This window comes from Clostridioides sp. LIBA-6822 (assembly GCF_056688955.1).
Genome location: NZ_CP196995.1, coordinates 3,894,311 through 3,918,830, shown reverse-complemented (window position 1 = coordinate 3,918,830; position 24,520 = coordinate 3,894,311). Strand labels below are relative to the sequence as shown.

Genomic DNA, 24,520 nt, shown 5'->3' with positions numbered 1-24,520 from the left:
TTAGAAATATGCAAATTGAAAGGTGGGATAATATGAAAAATAAGATAGGCTCTTTTGTAATAGCAGACCCAAACAAATGTACAGGTTGTAGAGCTTGTGAAGTAGCTTGTTTTACAATGCATAATCAACATAACAATGTAGGTTATACAGTTGGAACAGTTGATATACCTGTTATACCTAGACTTTATTTAGTAAAAGGTGATACTTTCTGTATGCCAATACAATGTAGACATTGTGAAGATGCTCCTTGTCTAAACTCATGTCCACAAAAAGCTATAATCAAAGAAAATAATATTATGTCTGTTAATGAAGAAAAGTGTATAGGATGTAAAACTTGTCTGCTAGCATGTCCTTTTGGAGCTATAGATTTACTTCCACAATATGAAGATGGTAAAGAAGTAGAACAAGTAATTTTAGAAGAAAATAAAAAAATAGCTTATAAATGTGACTTATGTAAAGACAATGAAAAAATAGCTTGTATAAGTGCATGTCCTCAGGAAGCATTAAAACTTGTTACTCCAATAGATGACAAAAAAGCTAAGAATAGACAGGCTGCACTTAGTTTATTGTTAACAAATAAATAAAGGATACAGGGGTAGGTGACGTTTATGATAATAAATATAGATAAAGATTTATGTACTGGATGCAGAGAATGTTCAAAAGTCTGTCCAGTAAATGCTATTGAAGGTGAAGAGGGGAAACCACAAGAAATAAATTTAGATAGATGTGTTATGTGCGGTCAATGTGTTCAAACTTGTAAATCATATGCCTCAGTTATAGATGAAGGTTTTGAATTTTTACAAATCAAAAAACAAGAAAGAGATATACCAGAGTCTATAAATGAACCTATATTTGCAGCACATAATGTATGTGATGTGGATAGGGTGAAAAAGGCTTTAAGTGACCCAAATGTATTTACTATGGTTCAATGTGCACCAGCAGTTAGAGTAGCTTTAGGAGAAGATTTTGGATATTATTTAGGATACTTAGGTGCTGGTAAAATGGCAGCAGCACTTAGAGCTTTAAATTTTGATAGAGTCTATGATACTAACTTTGCAGCAGATTTGACTATCATGGAAGAAGGTAGTGAGTTAATTAAAAGGGTTACAGAAGGTGGAACTCTCCCAATGTTTACATCTTGTTGTCCAGCATGGGTAAAGTTTATGGAAAAAAATTATCCTAAATTAACTAATCATTTATCTTCTTGTAAATCACCTCAACAGATGGGTGGAGCGATATTTAAAACTTATGGAGCAGAAATAAATAATGTAGATGCATCAAAGATATTTAGTGTTTCTATAATGCCATGTACATGTAAAAAATATGAATGTGATAGAGAAGAAATGGATTCTAGTGGATATAGAGATGTAGATGTAGTGTTAACTACAAGAGAATTAGCTTACCTAATAAAAGATATGGGAATTGATTTCAAAAACTTAAGAGAAGAAAAGTTTGATAGTCCTTTAGGTAGCTATAGTGGAGCTGGAACTATATTTGGTGTTACTGGTGGAGTTATGGAAGCCGCTATAAGAACTGGTTATGAGCTTATAACTGGAGAGAGTATTCCTAATGTAGAAGTAAAGCAAGTAAGAGGAGAGAATGGTTTTAGAAAGTCAACTATTAAAATAGGAGATTTAGACCTAAGAGTTGGAGTAGTGAGTGGACTAAAAAATGTAATACCAGTACTTGAAGATTTGGAAAAAGGAAAATTGGATGTAGATTTTATTGAAGTTATGACTTGCCCTGTTGGATGTGTAAGTGGTGGAGGTCAACCAAAAATTTTACTAGAAGAATATAAAGAATTAGCCTATGAAAATAGAACAAAAGCAACATATGTGCATGATGAACATTTAGCAGTTAGAAAATCTCATGAGAACCCTGAGATTAAAAAGCTGTATGATGAATATCTAGTAGAACCATTAGGAGAAAAATCTCATCATTTATTACACACTACATACTGTATAGGAAAGGAAGTGGCTAAGTAATGAACTATTTTGTTATAGCAGACCCTGATAAGTGCATAGGATGTAGGACTTGTATGATAGGATGTGTAGTTGCACATTCAGATGAGGATATTTTTTACAAAAATCCAGATGAGATAAATTTTAACCCAAAACTTTCTGTTATAAAGACAAAGGAAGTTAGTGCTCCAATACAATGTAGACACTGTGAAGATGCTCCTTGCGCAAAGGCATGTCCAAATGGTGGTATAGTTAGGGTAGGAAACACAATAAAAATAAATGAAGAAAATTGTATAGGATGTAAGACTTGTATGTTAGCTTGTCCTATAGGAGCAATAGATATAGTTACATTAAAAGATATAGACGAAGGAAAGCTTTGTTTTAGAGAAAGAATGACAGCAAATAAATGTGATTTTTGTATAGAATCTCCAGAAGGACCTGCATGTGTAAATGTCTGTCCAACCAAAGCATTTACTATTGTTAAGGATGAAGATATAGATAGTAAAGTTAAAAACAAAAGAAAATTAGCTATATTGTAATATATAAAAAGATGGAGTTCTATTTGATATTAAAAGCTCCATCTTTTTTATATAATATTTATATATCTAAAAATCAATTATTGCATTAGTTTATCGAGCCTTTCCTCATTCATTTTTTTCATTCCTATAGAAGTTATAATAAGTAAAGTATAGGCAATTATAACTGATAAAATTATAATAGACCAAGAAAACCTATATCCAAAGTTATCAACCAATAATCCAAATAATGTTGAACCTAACGCAAATCCCACTGCAAAAATTAATTGTACGATTCCATATATACTACCAAACTCCTTTTGACCAAAGAAAGCACCAGTTAAATAAGCAGGACCAATCATATAAGCAAATACAGAAAGTCCTTTCAAGGCAGCAAATACAAATGCAAAGTTAGAATATTTGTCTACAAGTAGTAGTGATAAAGTAGCTATAAATACCAATATAAAAGATATAATAAGCGGTTTTATCTGACCAAATTTGTCAAATAATAATCCTCCAATTAAATTACCAATGAGAGCAAATAAAGCAAAGGTGGAGCCTACTATTCCTACTAGAATTGGATTTAGATAGTTTCTAAGATAAGTTGGATATTGCACAGATAGTGATGAAACATATATACCAACAAATATAAATCCAATTGTCATAATCCAAAAATACTTAATTTTTTTAGCTTCTTTTAATGTATAACCCCATACTGAAGGAGAAACTGTACTAGATACTTTCTCTTTTTTACCTTTGGATTTCACTTTTTCACTAATGTCCTTAGGCATTTTAAGTATGAATAATATTACAGGTATACCAACTATTAATGCTACAATTCCAAATATTAGATAGGAACGACTATATCCTTGAGAAGCTAATAAGCGAACTGCAATTGGTTGTAAAAATATGCTCCCAATAGAGCCACCCGCAAAAGCAAAACCAAGAGCTTTTCCTTTACTTTCTTCATCAAACCAAGCACTTATTAAAACTGGTATCCCTATGGAAGATATAATTGTAGCACCAATTTGCACAATACATGATACAGTGTAAAACTGCCATAATTCAGTACATATAGAAAAAGCAGCAAATGCAATGCTAGAAATTAAACAACCTAATAAATATAGTATCTTAATATTGACCTTAGAAAATAATGTACCTATAAAAGGTGATGCAATTGCTGAAGCTATAGTACCAATAGTGAATATTAGAGAAAAAGACGCTAAACTAAAGCCTTCTCCTTCTACAACGTAACTTATAAACTGAGGCTGTATACTTGCTACAATACTAAATGGAACAGCTTGCATCAACATACAACCAATTACTATAACCCAAGCATTTGAAAAATTTTTAATGCTAAATTTATTGTTTAGTAGTGTATTCATTGTATCTCTCCTTTAGATTAGGATTTGTAAATACTAATCTAATTATTCTAGTTTTATAGATTAGTTTTGGATAGTATAATTATTTAAATATAATTTTGAGTATTAATATAAAAATTCTCTATAAAAATTGATTATTTTAAACGGATGGGGTAAATTAACATATATAGATAGATAAATGAAAGGATGGATGAAATGTCATTTGAAAAGATAAATAATAATAATCTAGATAAAATACACAATAGAAAGTGTATCATGTTTGTAAATTTTAATAAAAAAGAATTATCACTAATTAAAAATGTTAGTAATTTTGCTGGAATAAGAGACCACATAATTTTAAGTGATAAAAATGGAGAAAATGTAATAAGAGATATTTTGGATGGGAATATATCAAATGAATGTGAAAATGGAATTAAGAGTAAATCAGTGATATTCAATAACACACCAAGTACACAAGTAAATGCATTTTTAGAAGGATTAAAAAAAGTGAGAATAAGTAGACCTTTTACAGCTATTGTAACTGAAACATCTATTGATTGGACATTAAATAATTTAATAGAAAATTTAGTTCAAGAACGTAATGCTATGGCTTTAGGAAAAACAATTGAACATAAATAATTTTGAAACATCTTCTAGTGAGTTTAACTAATATACATTAAGTATCATATTATACTGTAGTATATAAAAATTTTAATGTGAGTGGATGAAGGAGATTAAGATGAAAGTTTTATTTACAATAAACTATGGAAAAGAAAAGTTTGATAAAATAAGTGAATTAGGATATGATGTTATACATTACTCTGAAGATAGTATTGAAAATAATGAAGATGTAAACACTGCAGATGTACTAGTTACATATAATCCTTTTAATAGACTAGATATTTCTAAAATGGAAAATTTAAAATATATACAAACAACTAGTGTAGGTATAGACCAACTTCCAAGAGAAGAAGTATTAAAGAGAGATATTAAGATAGCTAATAATAGAGGTGGATATAGTATACCTATTGGTGAAAGCATAGTCATGTATATTTTAGAAATCTATAAAAATAGTGCAAAGTTTTTTAAACAGCAACAAAACAAAGAATGGAAGATGGATTTTTCCGTATCAGAATTATATGGTCAAAGAGTTGGATTTCTTGGAACAGGTACTATATCATCAGAAGCAGCTAAAAGGTTAAAGGCTTTTGGTCTAGAAATATGGGGTGTAAATACTGATGGAAGTAGTAAAAAATACTTTGATAAATGTTTTGCTACTGACAATATGAATGTTGTATTTGAAGAGTGTGACATAGTTGTTGTAGCAATGCCTTCCACAAAAAGTACAGATGGAATAGTAAACAAGGACATGTTTAAGCTTATGAAAGAAGGTTCAGTATTTATCAATGTTGGTAGAGGAAATACAGTTAACCAGAAAGATTTAGAAGAATGTGTAGAAAAATTTAGAGGGGTAGCATTAGATGTATTTGAAAGTGAACCTTTAAGTCAAGATAATAAGTTATGGGAGTGCGAAAATGTCATAGTAACTCCTCACAATTCTTGGGTATCTGATAAGAATAAGGAAAGAACATTTAATATGGTTTATAATAATTTGAAACACTATATAATGGAGAATAAACCTATAGATAATGTTGTAGATATATCAAGAGGCTATTAAACATAAAAAATTCTAGTGAAAATAAAAACTCTTATTGGTATTTTTAGAGATACTAATAAGAGTTTTTTTTGTAATAAATTTAAAGTCAAAAAAGTGATATACTAAAAAATGTATAAATAGGAAATAATCAATTATAAGGAAATTTAAAAATAATTTAAAAAATATAAAGAGGTGCAAAAAGTGAGTGTTAAAGATGAAATTAATAAACTTATAGAAAAAATAAACTACCATAATGAAAGGTATTATAATCAAGATAGCCCAGAAATATCAGACTATGAATATGATAAATTAATGAAGGAGTTAATTTCTTTAGAAGAAGAAAATCCAGAGCTAAAGAGAATTGATTCCCCAACAAATAGGGTAGGAGGTAAGCCATTAGACAAATTCAATCAAATTGTACATAAAACTCCTATGTTAAGTCTATCGAATGCTTTCTCAGAACAAGACTTAAGAGATTTTGACAAGAGGGTTCAAGAATATGTAGGAGATAATGTTGAATATGTTGTTGAGTTTAAAATAGATGGTCTTTCTGTAGGTCTTACTTATAATAATGGAGAGTTCGAAAAAGGAGCAACTAGAGGAGATGGAATTGTAGGAGAAGATATTTCTCATAATTTAATGACAGTAAAAAGTATACCTCTTAAAATAAACGACAAAAAAGAACTGATAGTTAGAGGAGAAGTATATATATCAAAAGATAATTTTAGAAAAGTAAATGAGCAACAAGAAGAACAAGAACAGCCATTATTTGCTAATCCAAGAAATCTTGCAGCAGGCTCATTAAGACAATTAGACCCAAAATTAACTGCAAAGAGACCATTAGATATATTTATATTTAATATGGAAAATATAGAAGCGTACGATTTAAAAAGTCACAGTGAATCACTAGAGTATTTAGAAAAACTAGGATTTTCAGTAAGTCAGAGTTATAAAGTTTGTAAAAGCATAGATGAAGTTATTGAACATATTGAGTACTGGACGGAAAATAGAGGCAATTTGGAATATGAGATAGATGGTATGGTAATAAAAGTAAACGATATAAAACAGAGAGAAGAAATGGGATATACAGCAAAAAGCCCTAGATGGGCAATTGCATATAAGTTTCCAGCAGAAAAGAAAAAAACTAAAATAATAGATATAATAGTGGAAGTTGGTAGAACTGGTACAATAACACCTTCAGCAATACTTGAACCAGTTAGACTTGCAGGTACTACTGTGAGTAGAGCTACACTTCACAACGAAGATTATATAAGAGAAAAAGACATAAAGATAAATGATACAGTATTAGTTCAAAAAGCAGGAGATATAATACCTCAAGTTTTAGAAGTTATAAATGAAGAACGTACTGGAGATGAAATTGATTTTAAGATGCCAGAAAAATGCCCTGTATGTTCAGAGCCAACGGTAAGATTAGAAGGAGAGGCTGCTGTAAAGTGTATAAATATGTCTTGTCCAGCACAAATAAGAAGGGGAATTATACACTTTGTATCAAGAGATGCAATGAATATAGATGGCTTAGGAGAATCTATAATTACGTTGTTATTAAATGAAAAAATAATTCAAGATGTATCTGATTTATATTATATAAAAAAGGAAGATGTAGTAGACCTAGAAAGAATGGGTGAAAAGTCTGCTGATAATTTAATTAATTCAATTGAAAAATCAAAAGAAAATGATTTATGGAGACTTATAAATGGATTAGGTATTAAATTTATAGGAGTTAAAGCAGCTAAGATACTTGCATCTAACTTTAACGACTTAGATGATGTAATTTCTGCAACAAGTGAGCAACTGGAAGAATTAGAGGAATTCGGAAGTATAATGGCAAACAGCGTTGTCGAGTTTTTTAAGGAAGAGAAAAATATAAATGTTATAAACAAGTTGAAAAGTGTAGGAGTAAATACAAAATCATCAGACAGTACAGGAGAAAAGGTAGAAAAAATATTTGAGGGAATGAAAATAGTCTTGACTGGGACACTTCCTACATTAAAAAGGAATGATGCAAAAGAAATGATAGAAAAAAGAGGTGGAAAAGCTACATCTAGTGTAAGTAAATCGACAACATTTGTTTTGGCAGGAGAGGAAGCTGGTTCTAAACTTACTAAAGCAAATGATTTAGGTATTAAAGTTATAGACGAAGAGATGTTTTTAGAATTATTGAATTTATCATCGAAAGATGAAGTAAAAGCTGTATTAGAGGGCTAAAAAGTCGTTTAATTTACTAGAAAACTACTATAATTAATGATAGAATAGTTCAGTAAGCTAATAAGACTGTGAAAAAGACAAAAATTAATATTTGACGAAACTAAAAATTATAAAAATAATTTTATAAAATATAAAAAATATAAGAAAGGATATAAAAAATGACCAGAAGTTATGATAGAAGTAATGACCAGATAAGACCTGTAAAGATAAGCAGAAATTATACAAAGTATGCAGAAGGTTCTGTTCTTATAGAAATGGGAGAGACAAAGGTTATATGTACTGCATCAGTAGAAGATAAAGTACCTCCCTTTTTAAGAAATAGTGGTACTGGGTGGATAAATGCTGAATACTCTATGTTGCCAAGAGCAACACAACAAAGAAAGATAAGGGATGCATCTAGGGGGAAAATCGACGGAAGAACACAAGAGATACAGAGACTAATAGGAAGAGCAATAAGGTCTGTTGTAGATTTGAATAAATTAGGTGAAAGAACTATATGGGTAGATTGTGATGTTATACAAGCTGATGGTGGAACTAGAACAGCGTCTATAACAGGAGCATTTGTAGCAGTTGCAGAAGCAATATATAAATTATATAAAGCAAAGACAATAAAAGAAATGCCAATAACAAACTTTGTATCAGCAATTAGTGTTGGTATAGTAAATGAAACACATATGATAGATTTATGTTATGAAGAAGATTCTAAAGCACAGGTAGATATGAATATAATAATGACTGATAAGTGTGAGTTTGTAGAAGTACAGGGGACTGGAGAAGAGAAGCCTTTTTCAAGAAAAGATTTAAATTTATTGTTAGAGTTAGGAGAAAAAGGGAATAAAGAATTAATAAGGTTTCAAAGAGAAGCTTTAGGTGAAATAGCAGATGAGATATTAGGTATGGAGTACGGTAATGAAGTAGTAATTGCTACTAATAATGCTCATAAGTTAGAAGAAATAGGCGAAATCTTAAAAGACTTTGAATATAAAGTATATTCTTTAAAAGATGTTGACCTAGCAGGTATAGAGATAGTTGAGGATGGAAAAACATTTGAGCATAATGCCTTAATAAAAGCTAGAACAATAGCTAAAAAAACTAAACTTATAGCCATATCAGACGATTCAGGTCTAGAAGTAGATGCTTTAGGAAAAAAACCTGGTGTTTATTCAGCTAGATATGCAGGAGAACATGCAACAGATGAAGAAAATAGAGAAAAGCTATTAAAAGCTATGCAAAATGTACCAATTAGTAAAAGAAATGCAAGATTCGTTTCTGCAATTGCAGTAGTTTTCCCAGATGGAAAAGAATTTGTAGTAAGAGGAATCTGTGAAGGAATAATAGGTTTTGAAGAAAAGGGTAAAAATGGCTTTGGATATGATAGCTTATTTATAGTAAAAGGATATAATAAAACTTTTGGTGAAATACCTAGTGTTATAAAAAATTCAATCAGCCACAGAGCAAATGCACTAAAACTTATGAAACAAGAGTTTATGAAAAGGGTAGTGAAGTAATGAAGATAGGCATAGTAAGTGACACACATATGATGATTAAAAATATGGAAAAAACAATACCATATTTGAAAGAATGTGACCTAATAATTCATGCAGGAGACAACTTTACAGACTCAAGATATATTCATAGTATGACTAATGTGGGAATTATTGCAGTTAAAGGTAATTGTGATTTTGATGCTGTTGAGGAAGAAGTTGTCTTTGAAGTGGCAAATAAAACTATATTTTTATGCCATGGAGATAAGTATGGTGTAAAATATGGAACACAGATGTTAGAAAACAAGGCAACTGAAGTTGGAGCTGATATAGTTATATTTGGTCATACCCATACTCCGTTTAGAGAAGTTAAAGATGATGTGCTTTACATAAATCCTGGAAGTACTTCACTTCCAAGAGGAGTATCGTATAAAAGTTTTGTTATTATGGACATAGAAGGTGATGACATAAATATTGAAGAAATACGCATATAAAGGTGTGTTTATCCAAAAAAACGGCAAAAAACGCTCAAAAAATTAAATTTTATCAAATAAGTACAACGATATTAATGGAACACTTGTAAATAAAAAAACTTATGTGATATAATTAAGTGGTTGAATTATAAATAGAATGAATTATGATACCATTATCGGGTATTACATAAATATCACTAGGAGGATTAGAAGGATGAAAGCAGAACTAATTAAAAAAGAGGGTAATAAAGTTACTTTAAAAATAACAGTAGATAACAATAAATTTGAAGCAGCAGTAAATAAGGCTTATAATAAAAGCAGAAATAAATATAATATACCTGGATTTAGAAAAGGTAAAGCTCCAAGAATTGTTATAGAGACTCAATACGGAAAAGGCATATTCTATAATGATGCTATAGAAATATTATTCCCAGAAGTTTATCCAGAAGCTATCAAGGAATTAGATATAGACCCAATAGACAATCCAGATTTAGATATAGAAGAAATAAGCAAAGATAATGGATTAGTTATGGTTCTTAATGTAGAAGTTAAACCAGAGTTTGAATTAGGAAACTACAAGGGTATAGAAATAGCTAAGGTTGAGAATACTGTAAGTGACGAAAATGTTGAAGCTAAACTACAAGAAATGGTTGAAAAAAATGCTAGATTAGTAAGTGTAGAAGATAAAGCTTTAGAAGATGGAGACACAGCTATAATAGACTTTGAAGGATTTGAGAATGGTGTAGCTTTCGAAGGTGGTAAAGGTGAAAATTATAACTTAGTTATAGGTTCAAACACATTTATACCAGGATTTGAAGAACAATTAGTAGGTAAAAAAGCTGGTGAAGAAGTAGAAGTTAATGTTACTTTCCCAGAAGAATACCACTCACAAGATTTAGCTGGAAAACCAGTTGTATTTAATGTGAAAATAAATGATGTAAAAGTAAAAGAATTATCTGCATTAGATGATGAATTTGCTAAAGATACTAGTGAATTCGATACTTTAGATGAATTAAAAGCAGATGTAAGAGCTAAATTAGAAGAAGAAGCTAAAAATAGAGCAGATGCAGAAACTAGAAATTCAGTAGTAGAAAAAGTTGCTGAAAATACAGAAATAGAAATACCAGAAGTTATGGTACAACATCAAATAGATAATATGTTAAACGAACTTAACTATCAATTACAATATCAAGGATTTGGATTACAACAATTATTAGAGATGACTGGTAGAACTATGGAAGAATTAAGAGAAGAGAGAAAAGAAGATGCTAAAAAATTAGTTAAATCTTCTCTAGTATTGGAAGCAATAACTAAAGCTGAAGGAATTGAATCAACAGAAGAAGAATTTAAAGCTGAGTTAGAAAAAATGGCTTCTGCTTACAATATGGAAATAGACAAAATAGAAGCTTCTTTAAGAGATGCTGATAAAGAAGATATAAAAGGACAAATAAAGATAAGAAAAACAATAGATTTATTAGTTGAGAATGCAACAATAGCTTAATAAAATAAACGCTAACTAATATAGTTGACGTTATAGAATGTTTAGTATATAATGATGTGCAAATATAATTTAGTTAAATGCGTATAATAATTTACAGTAGCTCAAAAAAAGCTACTGTAAATTATATAGAATAAAGGGGGTATGAAACCATGGCATTAGTACCTGTAGTTGTTGAACAAACAGGAAGAGGAGAAAGATCATATGATATTTTTTCTAGACTATTAAAAGACAGAATAATCTTCTTAGGAGATCAAGTTAACGATGCCACAGCAGGGCTTATAGTAGCACAGCTATTATTTTTAGAAGCTGAAGACCCAGACAAAGATATACATTTATATATAAATTCTCCAGGAGGAAGTATAACTTCTGGAATGGCTATATATGATACTATGCAATACATCAAACCAGATGTAAGCACTATATGTATAGGTATGGCTGCTTCTATGGGAGCATTCTTGTTGGCAGCAGGAGCAAAAGGAAAAAGACTAGCACTACCAAATAGTGAAATAATGATACATCAGCCATTAGGTGGAGCTCAAGGTCAAGCAACAGATATAGAAATTCATGCAAAAAGAATTTTAAAAATAAAAGAAACTCTAAATGAGATATTATCTGAAAGAACTGGTCAGCCATTAGAGAAAATAAAAATGGATACTGAACGTGATAACTTCATGAGTGCAATAGAAGCCAAAGAATATGGTTTAATAGATGAAGTATTTACAAAGAGACCGTAGATAGAGAGAGGTGTTAATATGTCTAAATATGAAGAAAAACGACAATTAAAGTGTTCATTCTGCGGTAAAAATCAAGATCAAGTAAGAAGATTAATTGCAGGTCCAAATGTATACATTTGTGACGAGTGTGTTGAACTTTGTGACGAAATTATTCAAGAAGAGATAGAAGATACTATAGATGAAGATACTACATCATTACCAAAGCCAAAGGAAATGATGGAAATTCTAAATGATTATGTAATAGGTCAAGAAAAAGCTAAAAAAGCTTTATCCGTTGCAGTTTATAATCATTACAAGAGAATATACAGTAAAAAATCTAGTAACAAGGATATAGAAATTCAAAAGAGTAATATACTTTTATTAGGACCTACTGGTTCTGGAAAAACATTACTTGCTCAAACTCTAGCAAGAACTCTTAATGTACCTTTTGCAATGGCTGATGCTACATCATTGACTGAAGCTGGATATGTTGGAGAAGATGTTGAAAATATACTTCTAAAACTTATTCAAGCTGCTGATTTTGATATAGAAAAAGCTGAAAGAGGTATAATATATATAGATGAGATAGATAAGATTGCAAGAAAATCTGAAAATCCATCTATAACTAGAGATGTAAGTGGTGAAGGTGTTCAACAAGCCCTTCTAAAAATATTAGAAGGTACTGTTGCAAATGTTCCACCACAAGGCGGAAGAAAACATCCTCATCAAGAATTCCTAAAGATAGATACTACTAATGTATTATTTATATTAGGAGGAGCTTTTGATGGATTAGAAAAAATAATCCAAAAACGTGGTGGAGATAAAACACTAGGTTTTGGAGCTAAGATAGAAAGTAAAAAAGAATTAGATTTAGGGAAGTTATATGAAAAAGTACTTCCAGAGGATTTATTAAAATATGGTATAATACCTGAATTTATAGGAAGAATACCAGTTTTAGCTACTTTAGAATTGCTGGATGAAGATGCATTAATGCAGATATTACAAGAACCTAAAAATGCTCTAGTAAAACAATATAAAAAACTATTAGAGTTGGATGATGTTGAGCTAGAATTTGAAGATGGTGCGCTTCGTGCAATAGCTAAAAAGGCTATAGAAAGAAATACAGGAGCTAGAGGGCTTAGAAGTATAGTTGAAAGCGTAATGATGGAGACTATGTTTGAAGTACCATCTAGAGATAATATAAAGAAGGTTATAGTAACAGAGAAATCTGTGAACGAAGACTCAGTAAATCCTATCATAGTACTTAAGGATCAAGAGGAAAGTGCATAAGATGATGAAAAGGAGCTTTAAAGGCTCCTTTTTTTATGTTAATATGCTTAATATAAAACTAGATATTACATTATAAAAATGAGAGTAATATACCTAGAATACCAAAGACGAATACAATTGCAATAGAACCAATTTTTCCTTTATATAAAAGATAAAATGAAGCTATAAATGCAATTATTCCATATAAGTCCCAATTAACCTCTTTGGCAGATGAAAAAGCTGCTGATAATATGAATCCCAAAGTAATTGGTCTAAGAACCATCAATAAGTTTTCTACTTTTTTATTGTTTTTGAACTTAGAAAATAACTTTGATATAATAGTTAGACCTATTAACGCAAAAATCGTTACACCAATAGTTGCAGATAGAGAACCAAAGAAACCTGCAGTCTTAAATCCTACGAATGTAGCACTATTTATTGCTACAGGACCTGGTGTAGATTGTGATATAGCAAGTAAATCTAAGAATTCTTGATTAGTTATTAGGTGGTATTTAGATATAAATTCTTGTTGAATAAATGGTAGCATAGCATACCCACCACCAAAACTAAAGGCTCCTATTTTAAGGAATATTAAGAAGAGTAGTGTTATTTCTGACATAGACTATATACACCTCCTCCAATTATTAAATAAATAGGGCTTATATTGAATACACCAACAGATAAAACTGCTATAATTAATAGTAGTATGTTAGTTCTAGACTTTGGCAGTTTCTTAAACATGCTCGTAAAAGAATACAATATAAGAGCTATTACAACAGGGGCAACTCCCTTGAAAAATCCATCTAAAATTTTAGATGATGAATTTTTAAAATATAGATATGATAAAACTAAGACTATACAAAATGATGGTAAAGCAGAGCCTAAGGTACATATAAGAACTCCTGGTATACCATAAAGTTTATATCCTAATAATACAGATATATTAACTGCCAGCACTCCAGGGTAACTTTGAGCTATGGATAGAAAATCAATAAATTCTTCCTGCTCTAAAAGTTTTTGTTTGTTTACAAGTTCATCTTGTATAAGAGGAACCATAGCGTATCCACCACCAAATGTAAACGCACCGATTTTTAAAAAGGTTAAAAACAATTTCAACATAATAGAAACCTCCAAAAGATAAATAACATCTAAGTATACTAATATTAATATTATATCATAATAAAATAATAATATAATATGCTAAGAATTTATCATTAATGTTGAAAGTTAACCTATTCGAATATATAATATTAAAAGCAAAATAATTAGACTAGAAAAGGAGTAATGTTGATGGAACAAAATTATACTAAAATAGATCATGAATTACCATTAATTCCTCTAAGAGGATTAGCAATATTTCCATATATGATATTAAATTTTGACATAGGAAGAGAGATATCTCTTAAGGCTTTAGACCAAGCTATGATGGAGGAAGAACTTATATTTTTAACATCTCAAAAAGAAGCTGAAGTCGATGAGCCAGGAGAAGATGATTTTTATCATGTAGGAACAATCTGTAAAGTTAAACAAATGATAAAATTACCAGGAGATACAGTTCGTGTTTTAGTTGAAGGTGTATCAAGAGGTAGAGTAAAGCAAATAGAACAAGAAGAAGGGTACTTCAAAGCAGTAATAGAAGAAATAGTTTTTGATAGTGATAATCTAGATAGTGAGACAGAAGTTGAAATTGAAGCATTTGTAAGAAATGTATTTGATGCCTTTGAAGAGTATATAAATATTGGAAACAGAGTATCACCAGAAATATTAATATCTTTGGCTGATATAGAAGATGTCGATAGATTTATAGATACAATAGCTGCAAATATATATCTAAAGTCAAGTCAAAAACAAGAAATATTAGAAGAATTTGATATTAAGAAAAGACTTGAACTTATATATTCTATATTATTAGAAGAGATAGATATATTAAAAATAGAAAAAAAGATAACTTTAAGAGTTAAAAAACAGATGAATAAAGTTCAAAAAGAATATTATCTTAGAGAACAATTAAAAGCAATACAAAAAGAATTAGGTGAAGAAGAAGATATAAATTCTGAAGCTGATGAATATAGAGAAAAGCTTAAGAAAATAAAAGCACCTAAAACAACTAAGGAAAAGATAGAAAAAGAAATAGATAAATTTTCAAAGATATCTTCAATGTCTCCAGATGTATCTGTAAGTAGAAACTACTTGGATACTATCTTTTCATTGCCATGGAATAAAGAGACAAAAGATAAACTGGATATAAATAAGGCAAATGCTATATTAGATGAAGACCATTATGGCTTAGAGAAAGTAAAAGAAAGAATATTAGAATACCTAGCTATAAGAACACTTGCTAAATCACTTAAAGGTCCTATAATATGTTTAGTTGGTCCTCCAGGAACAGGAAAGACATCTATAGTAAAATCAATAGCTAGAGCATTGAATAGAAAGTTTGTAAGAATATCTTTAGGTGGAGTTAGAGATGAAGCAGAAATAAGAGGTCATAGAAGAACGTATGTAGGTTCAATTCCAGGAAGAATAATCAATGGAGTAAAAGAAGCACAAACAAAAAATCCTGTATTTTTATTTGATGAGATAGATAAAATGGCAGCAGATTATAAAGGTGACCCAGCTTCAGCAATGCTAGAAGTATTAGACCCAGAGCAAAATAAGGATTTTGTAGACCACTACTTAGAAATACCTTTTGATTTATCAAAAATACTATTTGTTACAACAGCAAACAGTTTAGGTAATATACCAAGACCATTATTAGATAGAATGGAAGTAATAGAAGTATCTGGATATATAGAAGAAGAAAAACTAAATATAGCAAAAAAATACTTACTTCCAAAACAAATTAAAGAACATGCTTTAAAAGAAAACTTCATAAAAATGGATGATGAGACTTTAAGAAGCATAATAAATCATTATACAAGAGAAGCTGGTGTGAGAACACTAGAGAGAACTATTGGTAAAATTTGTAGAAAAGTTGCAAAAAAATATGTTGAAGACCCAACTCTTGAAGAAGTTGTTGTAAATAAGTCTGATTTGGAGACATATCTTGGAAAGGACATCTTTAAGTATCAACTTGCAGAAGTTAATCCTCAAATAGGACTAGTAAATGGTCTTGCATGGACAGCAGTTGGTGGAGTTACACTTGAAGTAGAAGTAAATGTACTTAAAGGTAAAGGAGAAATTGTATTAACTGGAAAACTAGGGGATGTTATGAAGGAATCTGCTAAGACAGGTATCTCTTATATAAGGTCAATAGTGGACAAGTTTGATATAGACCCAGACTTTTATAAGACAAATGATATCCATATACACATTCCAGAAGGTGCTGTTCCAAAAGATGGGCCATCAGCTGGTATAACTATGGCTCTTGCAGTGATTTCAGCACTTACTAAAAGACCTGTTCCAGGCAATATAGCTATGACAGGAGAGATAACTTTAAGAGGTAGAGTGCTAGCAGTAGGAGGAGTTAAAGAAAAATTATTAGCAGCTCACAGAGCTGGCATAACAAAAGTCTTAATTCCTAAAGAATGTGAAGCTGACTTAGATGAAATACCAGAAAATGTAAAAGAAAAAATGGAGTTTGTACTCGTAGAACACATGGATGAAGTATTGGAACAAGCTTTATTAAAGAGTGGTGAGAAGAATGAAAATTAGAAGTTCAGAGATAACTATGAGTGCTGTGAATAAATCACAGTATCCGGCAGAAGGAATTCCAGAGATAGCATTAGCTGGTAGGTCAAATGTTGGAAAATCATCAATAATAAATACATTGCTTAATAGAAGAAACTTTGCTAGAACTAGTCAAACACCAGGAAAAACTAGAACTATAAACTTTTACCTAATAAATAATGAGTTTTATTTTGTGGACCTTCCGGGCTATGGATATGCAAAGATAGCTAAGTCTGAAAAAGAAAAATGGGGAGGTATAATGGAAAGATATCTAGAAAGTAGACAAGAATTATGTTCTATACTTCTACTTGTAGATATTAGACATGAGCCTACAGCAGATGATAAGCTTATGTATGAATGGATAAAACACTTTGGATACAACTGTGTAGTTATTGCAACTAAGGCAGATAAAATATCTAGAGGGCAATATCAAAAACATATAAGTATAATAAGAAAAAAATTACAACTGGAAAGTAGTGAAAAAGTAATTCCTGTTTCTTCATTAAAAAAGACTGGTGTTGAAGAACTATGGGAAGAAATTGTAAATCAATACAATCAACATGGATATGAGATAACAGTAGATTAAATTTAAAATATCAAATGTTGGCATAATACTTGTTTAGATAATCTATATAAGATTAGATTAGTTTTAATTGTATTAATATCAAAATAAAATATAGGATGCCTCAAAATGGTTTTAATGGTCATTTTTTGGCATCCTTGTTGTTTATAAGCAATAAATATTAGCAATTTATTGTTAAAAATTATAAAACTTAGCAAAACTACTATAAATTAATGTAGATTAGTATATTTAAAAATTTATTCACTAATGAAATAACCAATAAATTTTATTTAAGAAATAGATTTATCTGTTTTTCTCATAAAGAAAATAGTTAGTATAAGTCCTATAAAGCATACTGCTGCTGCAATCCAATAAGATTGATTACTAGCTGTGACATAAGCTGATGTATGGCTTTTAAAATTTTGATTATATGTAAGGCTTTGTGCAAAGAAACTACTAAAAAATGCTGTTCCAAGAGCAAATGATAAATTACGAACAGTTGCAAGAAAGCTACCTCCATATCCCTGTTTTTGTGGAGGGACATCTGCAAGGATACTACTATTGTTTGGTGAACTAAAAGCACCTAGTCCAAGTCCAAAAATAACTAAACATGCAATTAGAAGGAACAATGGTGAATCTGCCTTTAAAAGTGCCATTCCAACAAGGGAAATAGTCATAAATGAAAAAGATGCTGTTAAAATATTCTTTGCACCATGTTTATCAGAAAGAGAACCTGCAATAGGAGCTATAAGTACCATAATAAGTGGATGTACAGTCATTACAGAACCAGCCATCATAGGAGATAAATTTTTTAATTGCTCTAAATAAAACGGAAGTAGGAAAGACACTGCCATTTGAGGAAAATAACAAGCTATTCCGATAATGTTACCTACAGTGAAATTTCTATTTTTAAATAGAGGTAAGTCAATAAAACTTTGTTCAAATTTTACTTCTCTTAATGCCAACAGTAAGAATATTATAAGTGATGCTATTCCTAGATACAATCTTGTATCTCCCTTTCCATTCATCGCAAGTAATATAAGTGTAGTACAAGTTGCAAATAGTAGAAGACCTGGAATATCAAAGCTATTATTTTGTTCATCTAAAACAGGTCTAGGAAGAAATTTAATTCCAAGAAAGACTGCTACAATGCCAATAGGTATATTGATAATAAAAATAGAAGGCCATCCGAAATGTTCTAAAAGTATCCCTCCAATTACGGGACCACTCATATTTCCTATACCAACTACAGCTCCAGTGATTCCTATAGCCTTTCCTTTTTCATTTGCTGGAAATGCATTAGAAACTATGCCAAGTCCAGTTGCCATTAAAATACTTGCTCCAACTGCTTGAAATATTCTTGAGGAAATTAATGTTGATAAATTGTGTGATATACTACACAGAAAAGAACCTATTGTGAATACAAAAAATCCTAACGTGTATAGTCGATTTGAGCCTACTTTATCACCGAGTTTTCCAAAAAATAACATAGTAGCTGTTACGACAAGCATATAAGCTGTTACAACCCACTGAATTTGTGACATGTTAATTTTAAAGTCAGTAGCGATTGTAGGATTTGCGATATTTAGTATACTTCCATCAAGAGTAGACATAAATACACCAATACAGATGATAATTAATACTATCCATTTTTGTTTCATGATAACACTCCAATCTTTTATATAATAGATTTTATAAGTACAGAATGGTTATATAAATAAACAACAAAAAAGCACCTACATCTTAGGTACCTCGAATGTGTTTAATTTCATGAATAAATACGGTAGTTGAAGGAGTTGTATAGATTACTCATGCAAAATTACATAAAGGTACTCATATACTATTTTCTTCTACCATCCAGATTTTACTGTCGGCTTTGGAATCTGACCAAATTATGCCATAAGGCTCGCGGGCTTTTACCGCCGATAGGGAATTTCACCCGTTTCTGAAGAAAAACAGATGTATTTTGTAATATTATTTTAACATAAAATTACAACGGAAACAATTGGATTTAAACAATACACAACTATATTACTGTATAAAGAGTGAAATTATATTCATACATAAAAGTATATAAAAGTTAAATCACATAGTATGGAAATCTACTATAATTAGATAAAATTAATTTGTTATTGGTATTGAATGATAAGTTTTAGATTTATCAAAAGCATAAAGCTGTAACAAAACTCGTATAATATTAATATCTTAATTAAGAGATATTGTAAATTATGAGGAGGCGCTAATATGGAAGGAAAGGTAAAGAAGGCATTTCCAGGTGGGAACACATCACAAGGCTCATATTCTTTTTTTGAATATATAATTCCTGAAAATGTAAAAAGAGTTTTTTGTTTAAAAGGTGGACCTGGAGTAGGAAAATCCTCACTTATGAAAAAAATTTATAAAGAATTTTTAAATAGAGGATATGATATCGAATTATATAACTGTCCTTCTGACCCAAGTTCATTGGACGGTGTAGTTATAAAGGAATTAGGCGTGGTACTTATGGATGCAACTGCTCCACACACTATGGACCCAAAGCTACCAGGAGCTTTGGACGAGATAATTAATTTAGGTGATTACTGGAATACAGAAGAGTTAGAAAAAAACAGACAAGAAATATCAGGATACGATAAAGATATTAGTAATGCATTTAAAAGAGCATTTAAATTTTTAAAAGCATCAGAACCAATCTTTAGAGATATAGAGGAAAAGTATTCTGACTGTATGGATTATGGTAAAGTGAATTTAGTTACAGAAGAACTTATTAAAAAATTGTTTGATGGAGTTGAGAGCACAGGAAATTTAAAAAAAGCAAAACATTTATTTGGTTCAGCCATAACTCCTGTAGGATGTTTAGATTATACAGAAAACATTTTAAAAGATGTAAATAAGGTGTATTATTTAGATGGAGAAATAGGAACTGGGAAAACTACACTATTAAATAAAGTGTATAAAAAAGCTATTGAAAAAGGTTTAAATGTAGAAGTTTATCATTATCCACTTATTCCTGAGAAAATTGAGACTGTATTATTAACTGACTTAGATATAGGTATAACTATAAGCACAACTTTTAAAGAAGAGGAGACAATTAATTTAAATCAATTTTTAAATAGGGAAAAATTACTTAAATATGAAGAAGACATTAAATTTGATGAAAAAGTTTTGGATGATTTAATTTGTTGGGCAGTGTTAAATCTTAAGAGAGCTAAGTCTAAGCATGATATTATAGAAAGTTACTATATTCCTAACATGAGATTCGATGAAGTTGGAAAGTTAAGAGACAAACTAGTTAAAAGAATTTTAAAATATGAGAAAAATGTATAAGAACATATATATTAAATTAGATATTAATTATAAAATATGATTTTTAGTAAACTGGCGTAGCTTTGAAGCTATGCCAGTTTGCCGTTTTTGATACAATTAAGAAATAATTATTAATTAATAGAGATTTTTATATAAAAAATTAATATTCTAGAAATAATTTTACAAAAAATATCTTACTTAGCTATAATATCTTTAGTTTGAGTTAAGGTGTGATAATGGAATATCCTTTTCAAAGTTATGCTTTTATAATAATACAAAAAAATGTTTATTGAAAGTTCTCGTATTTTGTAAATAAGATTTAGGGATATATACTTGGTATTAGTAATTTAGTGATAGGAGTTCAATGTATGATATTATATACTAAAGATGAATTTTAATATATAACTTTGATATAATAAACATATGTAAATGTTAAATGGTTAATTAAATAAACTTATCATATAAAAATAAATTTGTAAGGAGCAATACAGTATGAAAAAACAATATGTGTTTATAATACTAGCAAGTACTATTTTAGGTATACTTGTTGGAACCATATTTAGAGATTATAGTAATGAACAAACAGTTTATACAAGTAAAGATAAGTCAATAAGAAAAGAAATAAAATTGACAAGAAAGTCTATAAAGGAATTAACAAAAGAAAAAGACAAGTTAGATGAAGAAATTAATTCAATGAAAAAAAATCAAAAAAATTCTGAAAAAATCTCAGAAATAGAAACTCTTAGAGATAGCCTATCATATTCAGATGTGAAAGGTAGCGGAATAATATTAAGTATAGACGCTATAGATGAAAAAACAGGAAATATAGCCAATAGTATAGACTATAATAAAATACTTGTAAAAGTCATAAATGAATTAAAAGTAAATGGAGGAAAATACATAGAAATAAATGGTCAAAGAATCAATCAGTATTCAGAAGTTGTACTTGCAGGAAGCCACATAAATATAAATGGAGTTCCTGTAGCACAACCTTATGAAATAAAATGCATTGGGGATAAAGATAAACTATCTAATTATGTAGATAAAGGCAGTAAATATTTAGATAGTATACAAACTACTTATCCAATGAAAGTAAGTATAAAAGCTGAAGAAAATATCTCTATGAAAAAAATGAATATACCTAATAAATTAAAGTATATAAAGGGTGATTAAGATTATATTAGAGGAAAGCAGTTTGCCAATGTTAATACCAGAAAAACTTGCAAAAAAATATAATGTATTTCCAGTAGAATTTCAAGATGATAATTTAGTAGTAGAAATAGAAGATGAAGATATATACGCTCTACAGGATTTAAGATTAGCTACAGGGAAAGAAATTATATTGAAAAAAGAGAAAAAAGAACTTATAAGTGAGAAAATTGATAAATATTACAATAACTTTGAACTTGATGAGGATTATGCAAAAAAACTATTTGAAAATCTTTTAGAAAAGGCTATGAAAGAAAATGCAAGTGATATACATATAGAACCATTTAAAGAGCATTTAATAGTGAGAATGAGGGTAGATGGAGAACTAAAGGAAGTATCAAAGTTTTTAATTGATATATATCCATCATTATCTACTGTCGTAAAATTAAAGGCCTCAATGGATATAACGGAAAAAAGACTTCCTCAAGATGGTAGAGTGGATGTAAAGTTAGGTGGGAACTTAATTGATATTAGGGTTTCATCAATACCAACTGTCTATGGTGAAAAAATTGTTTTAAGAATACTTAATAGAGATACTTTCTTAAAAGATAAAATAGAACTTGGATTTTCAGACGAAGCAATAAAATCTATAAATAATATAATAAATAAAAGAGCAGGGATATTATTAGTTACAGGCCCTACAGGTAGCGGAAAAACTACAACAGTATATTCCTTATTAAATGATTTAAAAGGCATAAAGAAAAATATAATGACCATAGAAAATCCAGTAGAGTATAAGATGGATGGTATAAGTCAGATTCAAGTGAATTCAAAAGTAGGATTAAGTTTTGATGTGGGTCTTAGAGCGATATTAAGACAAGACCCAGATATAATAATGGTTGGAGAAATAAGAGATGCAGAAACAGCTAAAATAGCAGTAAGAGCAGCTATAACAGGTCATTTAGTTATAAGTACTTTACACACTAATGATGCAGTGTCTTCTATAGCTAGATTATTAGAAATGCAAATACCACCATATCTTTTGAATGCATCTCTTATAGGTGTTATCTCTCAAAAATTGGTTAGAAAAGTTTGTAATCATTGCAGTCATGAGATTATGATAAAAGATAATTTTAGTGGAGATGTAAATACTAAAGTAGCTGTAGGTTGTGAGAGATGTAATGACAAAGGGTATTTTGGAAGGACGGCAATTTATGAAATATTAGAAGTCAATGATGATATAAAGACATGTATAAGAAATATGGATGATTCTAGTACTATAAAAGATGTTGCACAAAAAAATGGAATGATAACATTTGAAGATAGTTGTAAAAGATTAATAAATGAGAAAATTACTACATTAGAAGAATGTTTAGTAGTAAATGAAATGATTTAATTTAATTGTATAGTTAACTTTCATTTAAATAGTTAGACTTCATTTAATCTACTTTAATTAAAGTATTTGAGTATAAATTATACTTAAGTGAGAAAAAGTTAAATGTATTAAATTAGAAAATATTAAGTTTATTTAATTATAATTAATATAATTTGGAAGGAATTATAGTACATGAGATTATCTAAAAGTATATTTTATAATTTAGAAAAGCTTTATTTAGTATTAAATAGAATTAGTGATAAAGAAGTTAGAGTAATTTGCAAAGAGCTAGGTATATTACTAGAATCTGGATGTGAGATTACGAAGATATTTGAAGTCATTAAGGGTCAGTCTAGTAAAAAGGTAAAAAATTTGCTTAACATAGTATCAAATCACATCCAAAAAGGTAACTCAATAGCAGAATCATTTCAGATAACAGGTACATTTTCTAAATTTTTTATAAGCATGATAAGAGCAGGAGAAACTAGTGGAAACCTAGATGTAATAATGAATGATTTATCTAATTATTATGATAAAGAACACAAATTAAAAATGAAAATAATAAATATTTCAATCTATCCAATAATACTTATAATATTATCTATCGTATCAATGATATTTATATTAGTATTTGTAATACCTAATTTTCAGGTGGTTTTTACAAGCAATGGAATTGAACCACCTTTAATAACTAGAGCCTTAATAGTAATATCTACAATAGTTACAAATAATCTAGGTTTTCTGATGCTCAGTTTTATATTATTTTTAATAGTAACTATTTACTTTTTTATAACAAATGATAAAATAAAAAGATTGATTAATTCTCTGAAATTTAAGGTGCCTTTTATAAGAAGGATTAATCAGTTGGTAGCTACAACTAGATTTTCTAGAGCATTGTCTATCTTAATTAGTAGTGGAATACAAATTGTGGACGCTATAGAAATGTCAGCAAGTGTTGTAGATAATGAATTTATTTGTGAAAGACTAAAGATTTCTAATAATTATATAAAAAAGGGAAATGGTATAGGTAAGTCCTTAAATCTAGCAAATATTTTTCCTAAATTATTTATTTCAATGGCAAACACAGGAGAAGAAAGTGGAAAATTAGATAAAAGTTTAGATGTAATAAATAAATTTTATGAAAGTGAATTAAATAATAAAATAGAACAAATAATGAAATTTATAGAACCTATTTTAATTATTTTTATGGGATTAATTATTGGAATTTTTATTTTGGCGATGGTTATTCCAATGTTCGATGCAGTTACTAGTTTTTAGGATAAAAAATAAATTTTATTAGAG

Annotated in this window: 21 protein-coding genes and 1 riboswitch; of the genes, 17 read left to right on the top strand and 4 right to left on the bottom strand. The window is 29.4% G+C overall.

What is annotated here, in order from left to right; all coding sequences use genetic code 11:
• Positions 1-32 precede the first annotated feature (32 nt).
• Genes ACTG48_RS18470 through ACTG48_RS18460 form a run of 3 tightly spaced genes read left to right on the top strand, consistent with a single transcriptional unit; the run spans position 33 to position 2,500 of the window.
• Entirely contained in the window at positions 33-584 is a 552-nt protein-coding gene (locus ACTG48_RS18470) for a 4Fe-4S dicluster domain-containing protein (RefSeq protein ID WP_021386206.1), read from the top strand.
• Positions 585-608: 24 nt separating this feature from the next.
• The gene (locus ACTG48_RS18465) at positions 609-1,985 is read left to right on the top strand and encodes a [FeFe] hydrogenase, group A (RefSeq protein WP_021386239.1); all 1,377 of its coding nucleotides are present in this window, start codon (positions 609-611) and stop codon (positions 1,983-1,985) included.
• Positions 1,985-2,500 carry a 4Fe-4S dicluster domain-containing protein gene (locus ACTG48_RS18460; protein WP_021386201.1) on the top strand — a complete coding sequence of 172 codons (516 nt, stop codon included), beginning with the start codon at positions 1,985-1,987 and terminating at the stop codon, positions 2,498-2,500. The genes ACTG48_RS18465 and ACTG48_RS18460 overlap by 1 nt, the downstream gene beginning before the upstream one ends.
• A 77-nt stretch (positions 2,501-2,577) precedes the next feature.
• Here ACTG48_RS18460 and ACTG48_RS18455 read toward each other — a convergent pair whose 3' ends face one another.
• A complete protein-coding gene (locus ACTG48_RS18455; RefSeq protein ID WP_021386189.1) occupies positions 2,578-3,861 on the bottom strand; it encodes a conjugated bile salt MFS transporter in 1,284 nt (427 codons plus the stop codon).
• Positions 3,862-4,053: 192 nt separating this feature from the next.
• Here ACTG48_RS18455 and ACTG48_RS18450 point away from each other — a divergent pair, with 192 nt between their 5' ends.
• The 8 genes from ACTG48_RS18450 to clpX all read left to right on the top strand — a co-directional run bounded on the left by ACTG48_RS18450 (position 4,054) and on the right by clpX (position 13,181).
• The gene (locus ACTG48_RS18450; RefSeq protein ID WP_479917636.1) at positions 4,054-4,476 is read left to right on the top strand and encodes a DUF3783 domain-containing protein; all 423 of its coding nucleotides are present in this window, start codon (positions 4,054-4,056) and stop codon (positions 4,474-4,476) included.
• A 100-nt stretch (positions 4,477-4,576) separates the two neighbouring features.
• Complete coding sequence (locus ACTG48_RS18445) at positions 4,577-5,515, top strand: phosphoglycerate dehydrogenase (protein ID WP_021386235.1); 939 nt, start codon at positions 4,577-4,579, stop codon at positions 5,513-5,515.
• A 180-nt stretch (positions 5,516-5,695) separates the two neighbouring features.
• Positions 5,696-7,720, top strand: a complete 2,025-nt coding sequence (gene ligA / locus ACTG48_RS18440) for an NAD-dependent DNA ligase LigA (protein WP_479917635.1) — start codon at positions 5,696-5,698, stop codon at positions 7,718-7,720.
• Positions 7,721-7,878: 158 nt separating this feature from the next.
• The gene (gene rph / locus ACTG48_RS18435; RefSeq protein ID WP_021386200.1) at positions 7,879-9,228 is read left to right on the top strand and encodes a ribonuclease PH; all 1,350 of its coding nucleotides are present in this window, start codon (positions 7,879-7,881) and stop codon (positions 9,226-9,228) included.
• Positions 9,228-9,698: a metallophosphoesterase family protein gene (locus ACTG48_RS18430; RefSeq protein ID WP_021386218.1), complete on the top strand. Its 471-nt coding sequence runs from the start codon at positions 9,228-9,230 to the stop codon at positions 9,696-9,698. The genes rph and ACTG48_RS18430 overlap by 1 nt, the downstream gene beginning before the upstream one ends.
• A 193-nt stretch (positions 9,699-9,891) precedes the next feature.
• On the top strand, positions 9,892-11,178 hold the full coding sequence (tig, locus tag ACTG48_RS18425) for a trigger factor (RefSeq protein WP_021386237.1): 1,287 nt from the start codon (positions 9,892-9,894) through the stop codon (positions 11,176-11,178).
• 149 nt (positions 11,179-11,327) lie between these two features.
• Positions 11,328-11,912, top strand: coding sequence for an ATP-dependent Clp endopeptidase proteolytic subunit ClpP (gene clpP, locus ACTG48_RS18420; protein WP_021386274.1), 585 nt, complete (start codon positions 11,328-11,330; stop codon positions 11,910-11,912).
• 18 nt (positions 11,913-11,930) lie between these two features.
• Positions 11,931-13,181, top strand: coding sequence for an ATP-dependent Clp protease ATP-binding subunit ClpX (gene clpX / locus ACTG48_RS18415; RefSeq protein ID WP_021386241.1), 1,251 nt, complete (start codon positions 11,931-11,933; stop codon positions 13,179-13,181).
• A gap of 70 nt (positions 13,182-13,251) precedes the next feature.
• On the opposite strand, the gene ACTG48_RS18410 is transcribed toward clpX, so the two are convergent.
• Positions 13,252-13,779, bottom strand: coding sequence for a chromate transporter (locus ACTG48_RS18410; RefSeq protein ID WP_021386259.1), 528 nt, complete (start codon positions 13,777-13,779; stop codon positions 13,252-13,254).
• Positions 13,767-14,279 carry a chromate transporter gene (locus ACTG48_RS18405; RefSeq protein WP_021386213.1) on the bottom strand — a complete coding sequence of 171 codons (513 nt, stop codon included), beginning with the start codon at positions 14,277-14,279 and terminating at the stop codon, positions 13,767-13,769. Before ACTG48_RS18405 ends, ACTG48_RS18410 begins: the two co-directional genes overlap by 13 nt.
• 171 nt (positions 14,280-14,450) lie before the next feature.
• On the opposite strand from ACTG48_RS18405, the gene lon reads away from it, so the two are divergent.
• Together lon and yihA are read left to right on the top strand one after the other, a co-directional pair.
• Complete coding sequence (gene lon / locus ACTG48_RS18400) at positions 14,451-16,814, top strand: endopeptidase La (protein ID WP_021386266.1); 2,364 nt, start codon at positions 14,451-14,453, stop codon at positions 16,812-16,814.
• Positions 16,804-17,415, top strand: coding sequence for a ribosome biogenesis GTP-binding protein YihA/YsxC (gene yihA / locus ACTG48_RS18395; RefSeq protein ID WP_021386255.1), 612 nt, complete (start codon positions 16,804-16,806; stop codon positions 17,413-17,415). Before lon ends, yihA begins: the two co-directional genes overlap by 11 nt.
• Before the next feature lie 266 nt (positions 17,416-17,681).
• Here the strand turns inward: yihA and ACTG48_RS18390 are convergent, their stop codons facing one another.
• On the bottom strand, positions 17,682-19,052 hold the full coding sequence (locus ACTG48_RS18390) for an MFS transporter (protein ID WP_479917634.1): 1,371 nt from the start codon (positions 19,050-19,052) through the stop codon (positions 17,682-17,684).
• 180 nt (positions 19,053-19,232) lie between these two features.
• A riboswitch (FMN riboswitch) is annotated at positions 19,233-19,348 on the bottom strand.
• A gap of 287 nt (positions 19,349-19,635) precedes the next feature.
• Here ACTG48_RS18390 and ACTG48_RS18385 point away from each other — a divergent pair.
• From ACTG48_RS18385 to ACTG48_RS18370, 4 genes are all read left to right on the top strand, one after another.
• A complete protein-coding gene (locus tag ACTG48_RS18385; protein ID WP_479917633.1) occupies positions 19,636-20,715 on the top strand; it encodes an ATP-binding protein in 1,080 nt (359 codons plus the stop codon).
• A 471-nt stretch (positions 20,716-21,186) separates the two neighbouring features.
• Complete coding sequence (locus tag ACTG48_RS18380) at positions 21,187-21,867, top strand: DUF881 domain-containing protein (protein WP_479917632.1); 681 nt, start codon at positions 21,187-21,189, stop codon at positions 21,865-21,867.
• Positions 21,860-23,239 (top strand): GspE/PulE family protein, encoded by a 1,380-nt coding sequence (locus ACTG48_RS18375; RefSeq protein ID WP_202594873.1) that lies wholly within the window; start codon positions 21,860-21,862, stop codon positions 23,237-23,239. Before ACTG48_RS18380 ends, ACTG48_RS18375 begins: the two co-directional genes overlap by 8 nt.
• 171 nt (positions 23,240-23,410) lie before the next feature.
• Positions 23,411-24,496: a type II secretion system F family protein gene (locus ACTG48_RS18370; RefSeq protein WP_479917631.1), complete on the top strand. Its 1,086-nt coding sequence runs from the start codon at positions 23,411-23,413 to the stop codon at positions 24,494-24,496.
• Positions 24,497-24,520: the final 24 nt, after the last annotated feature.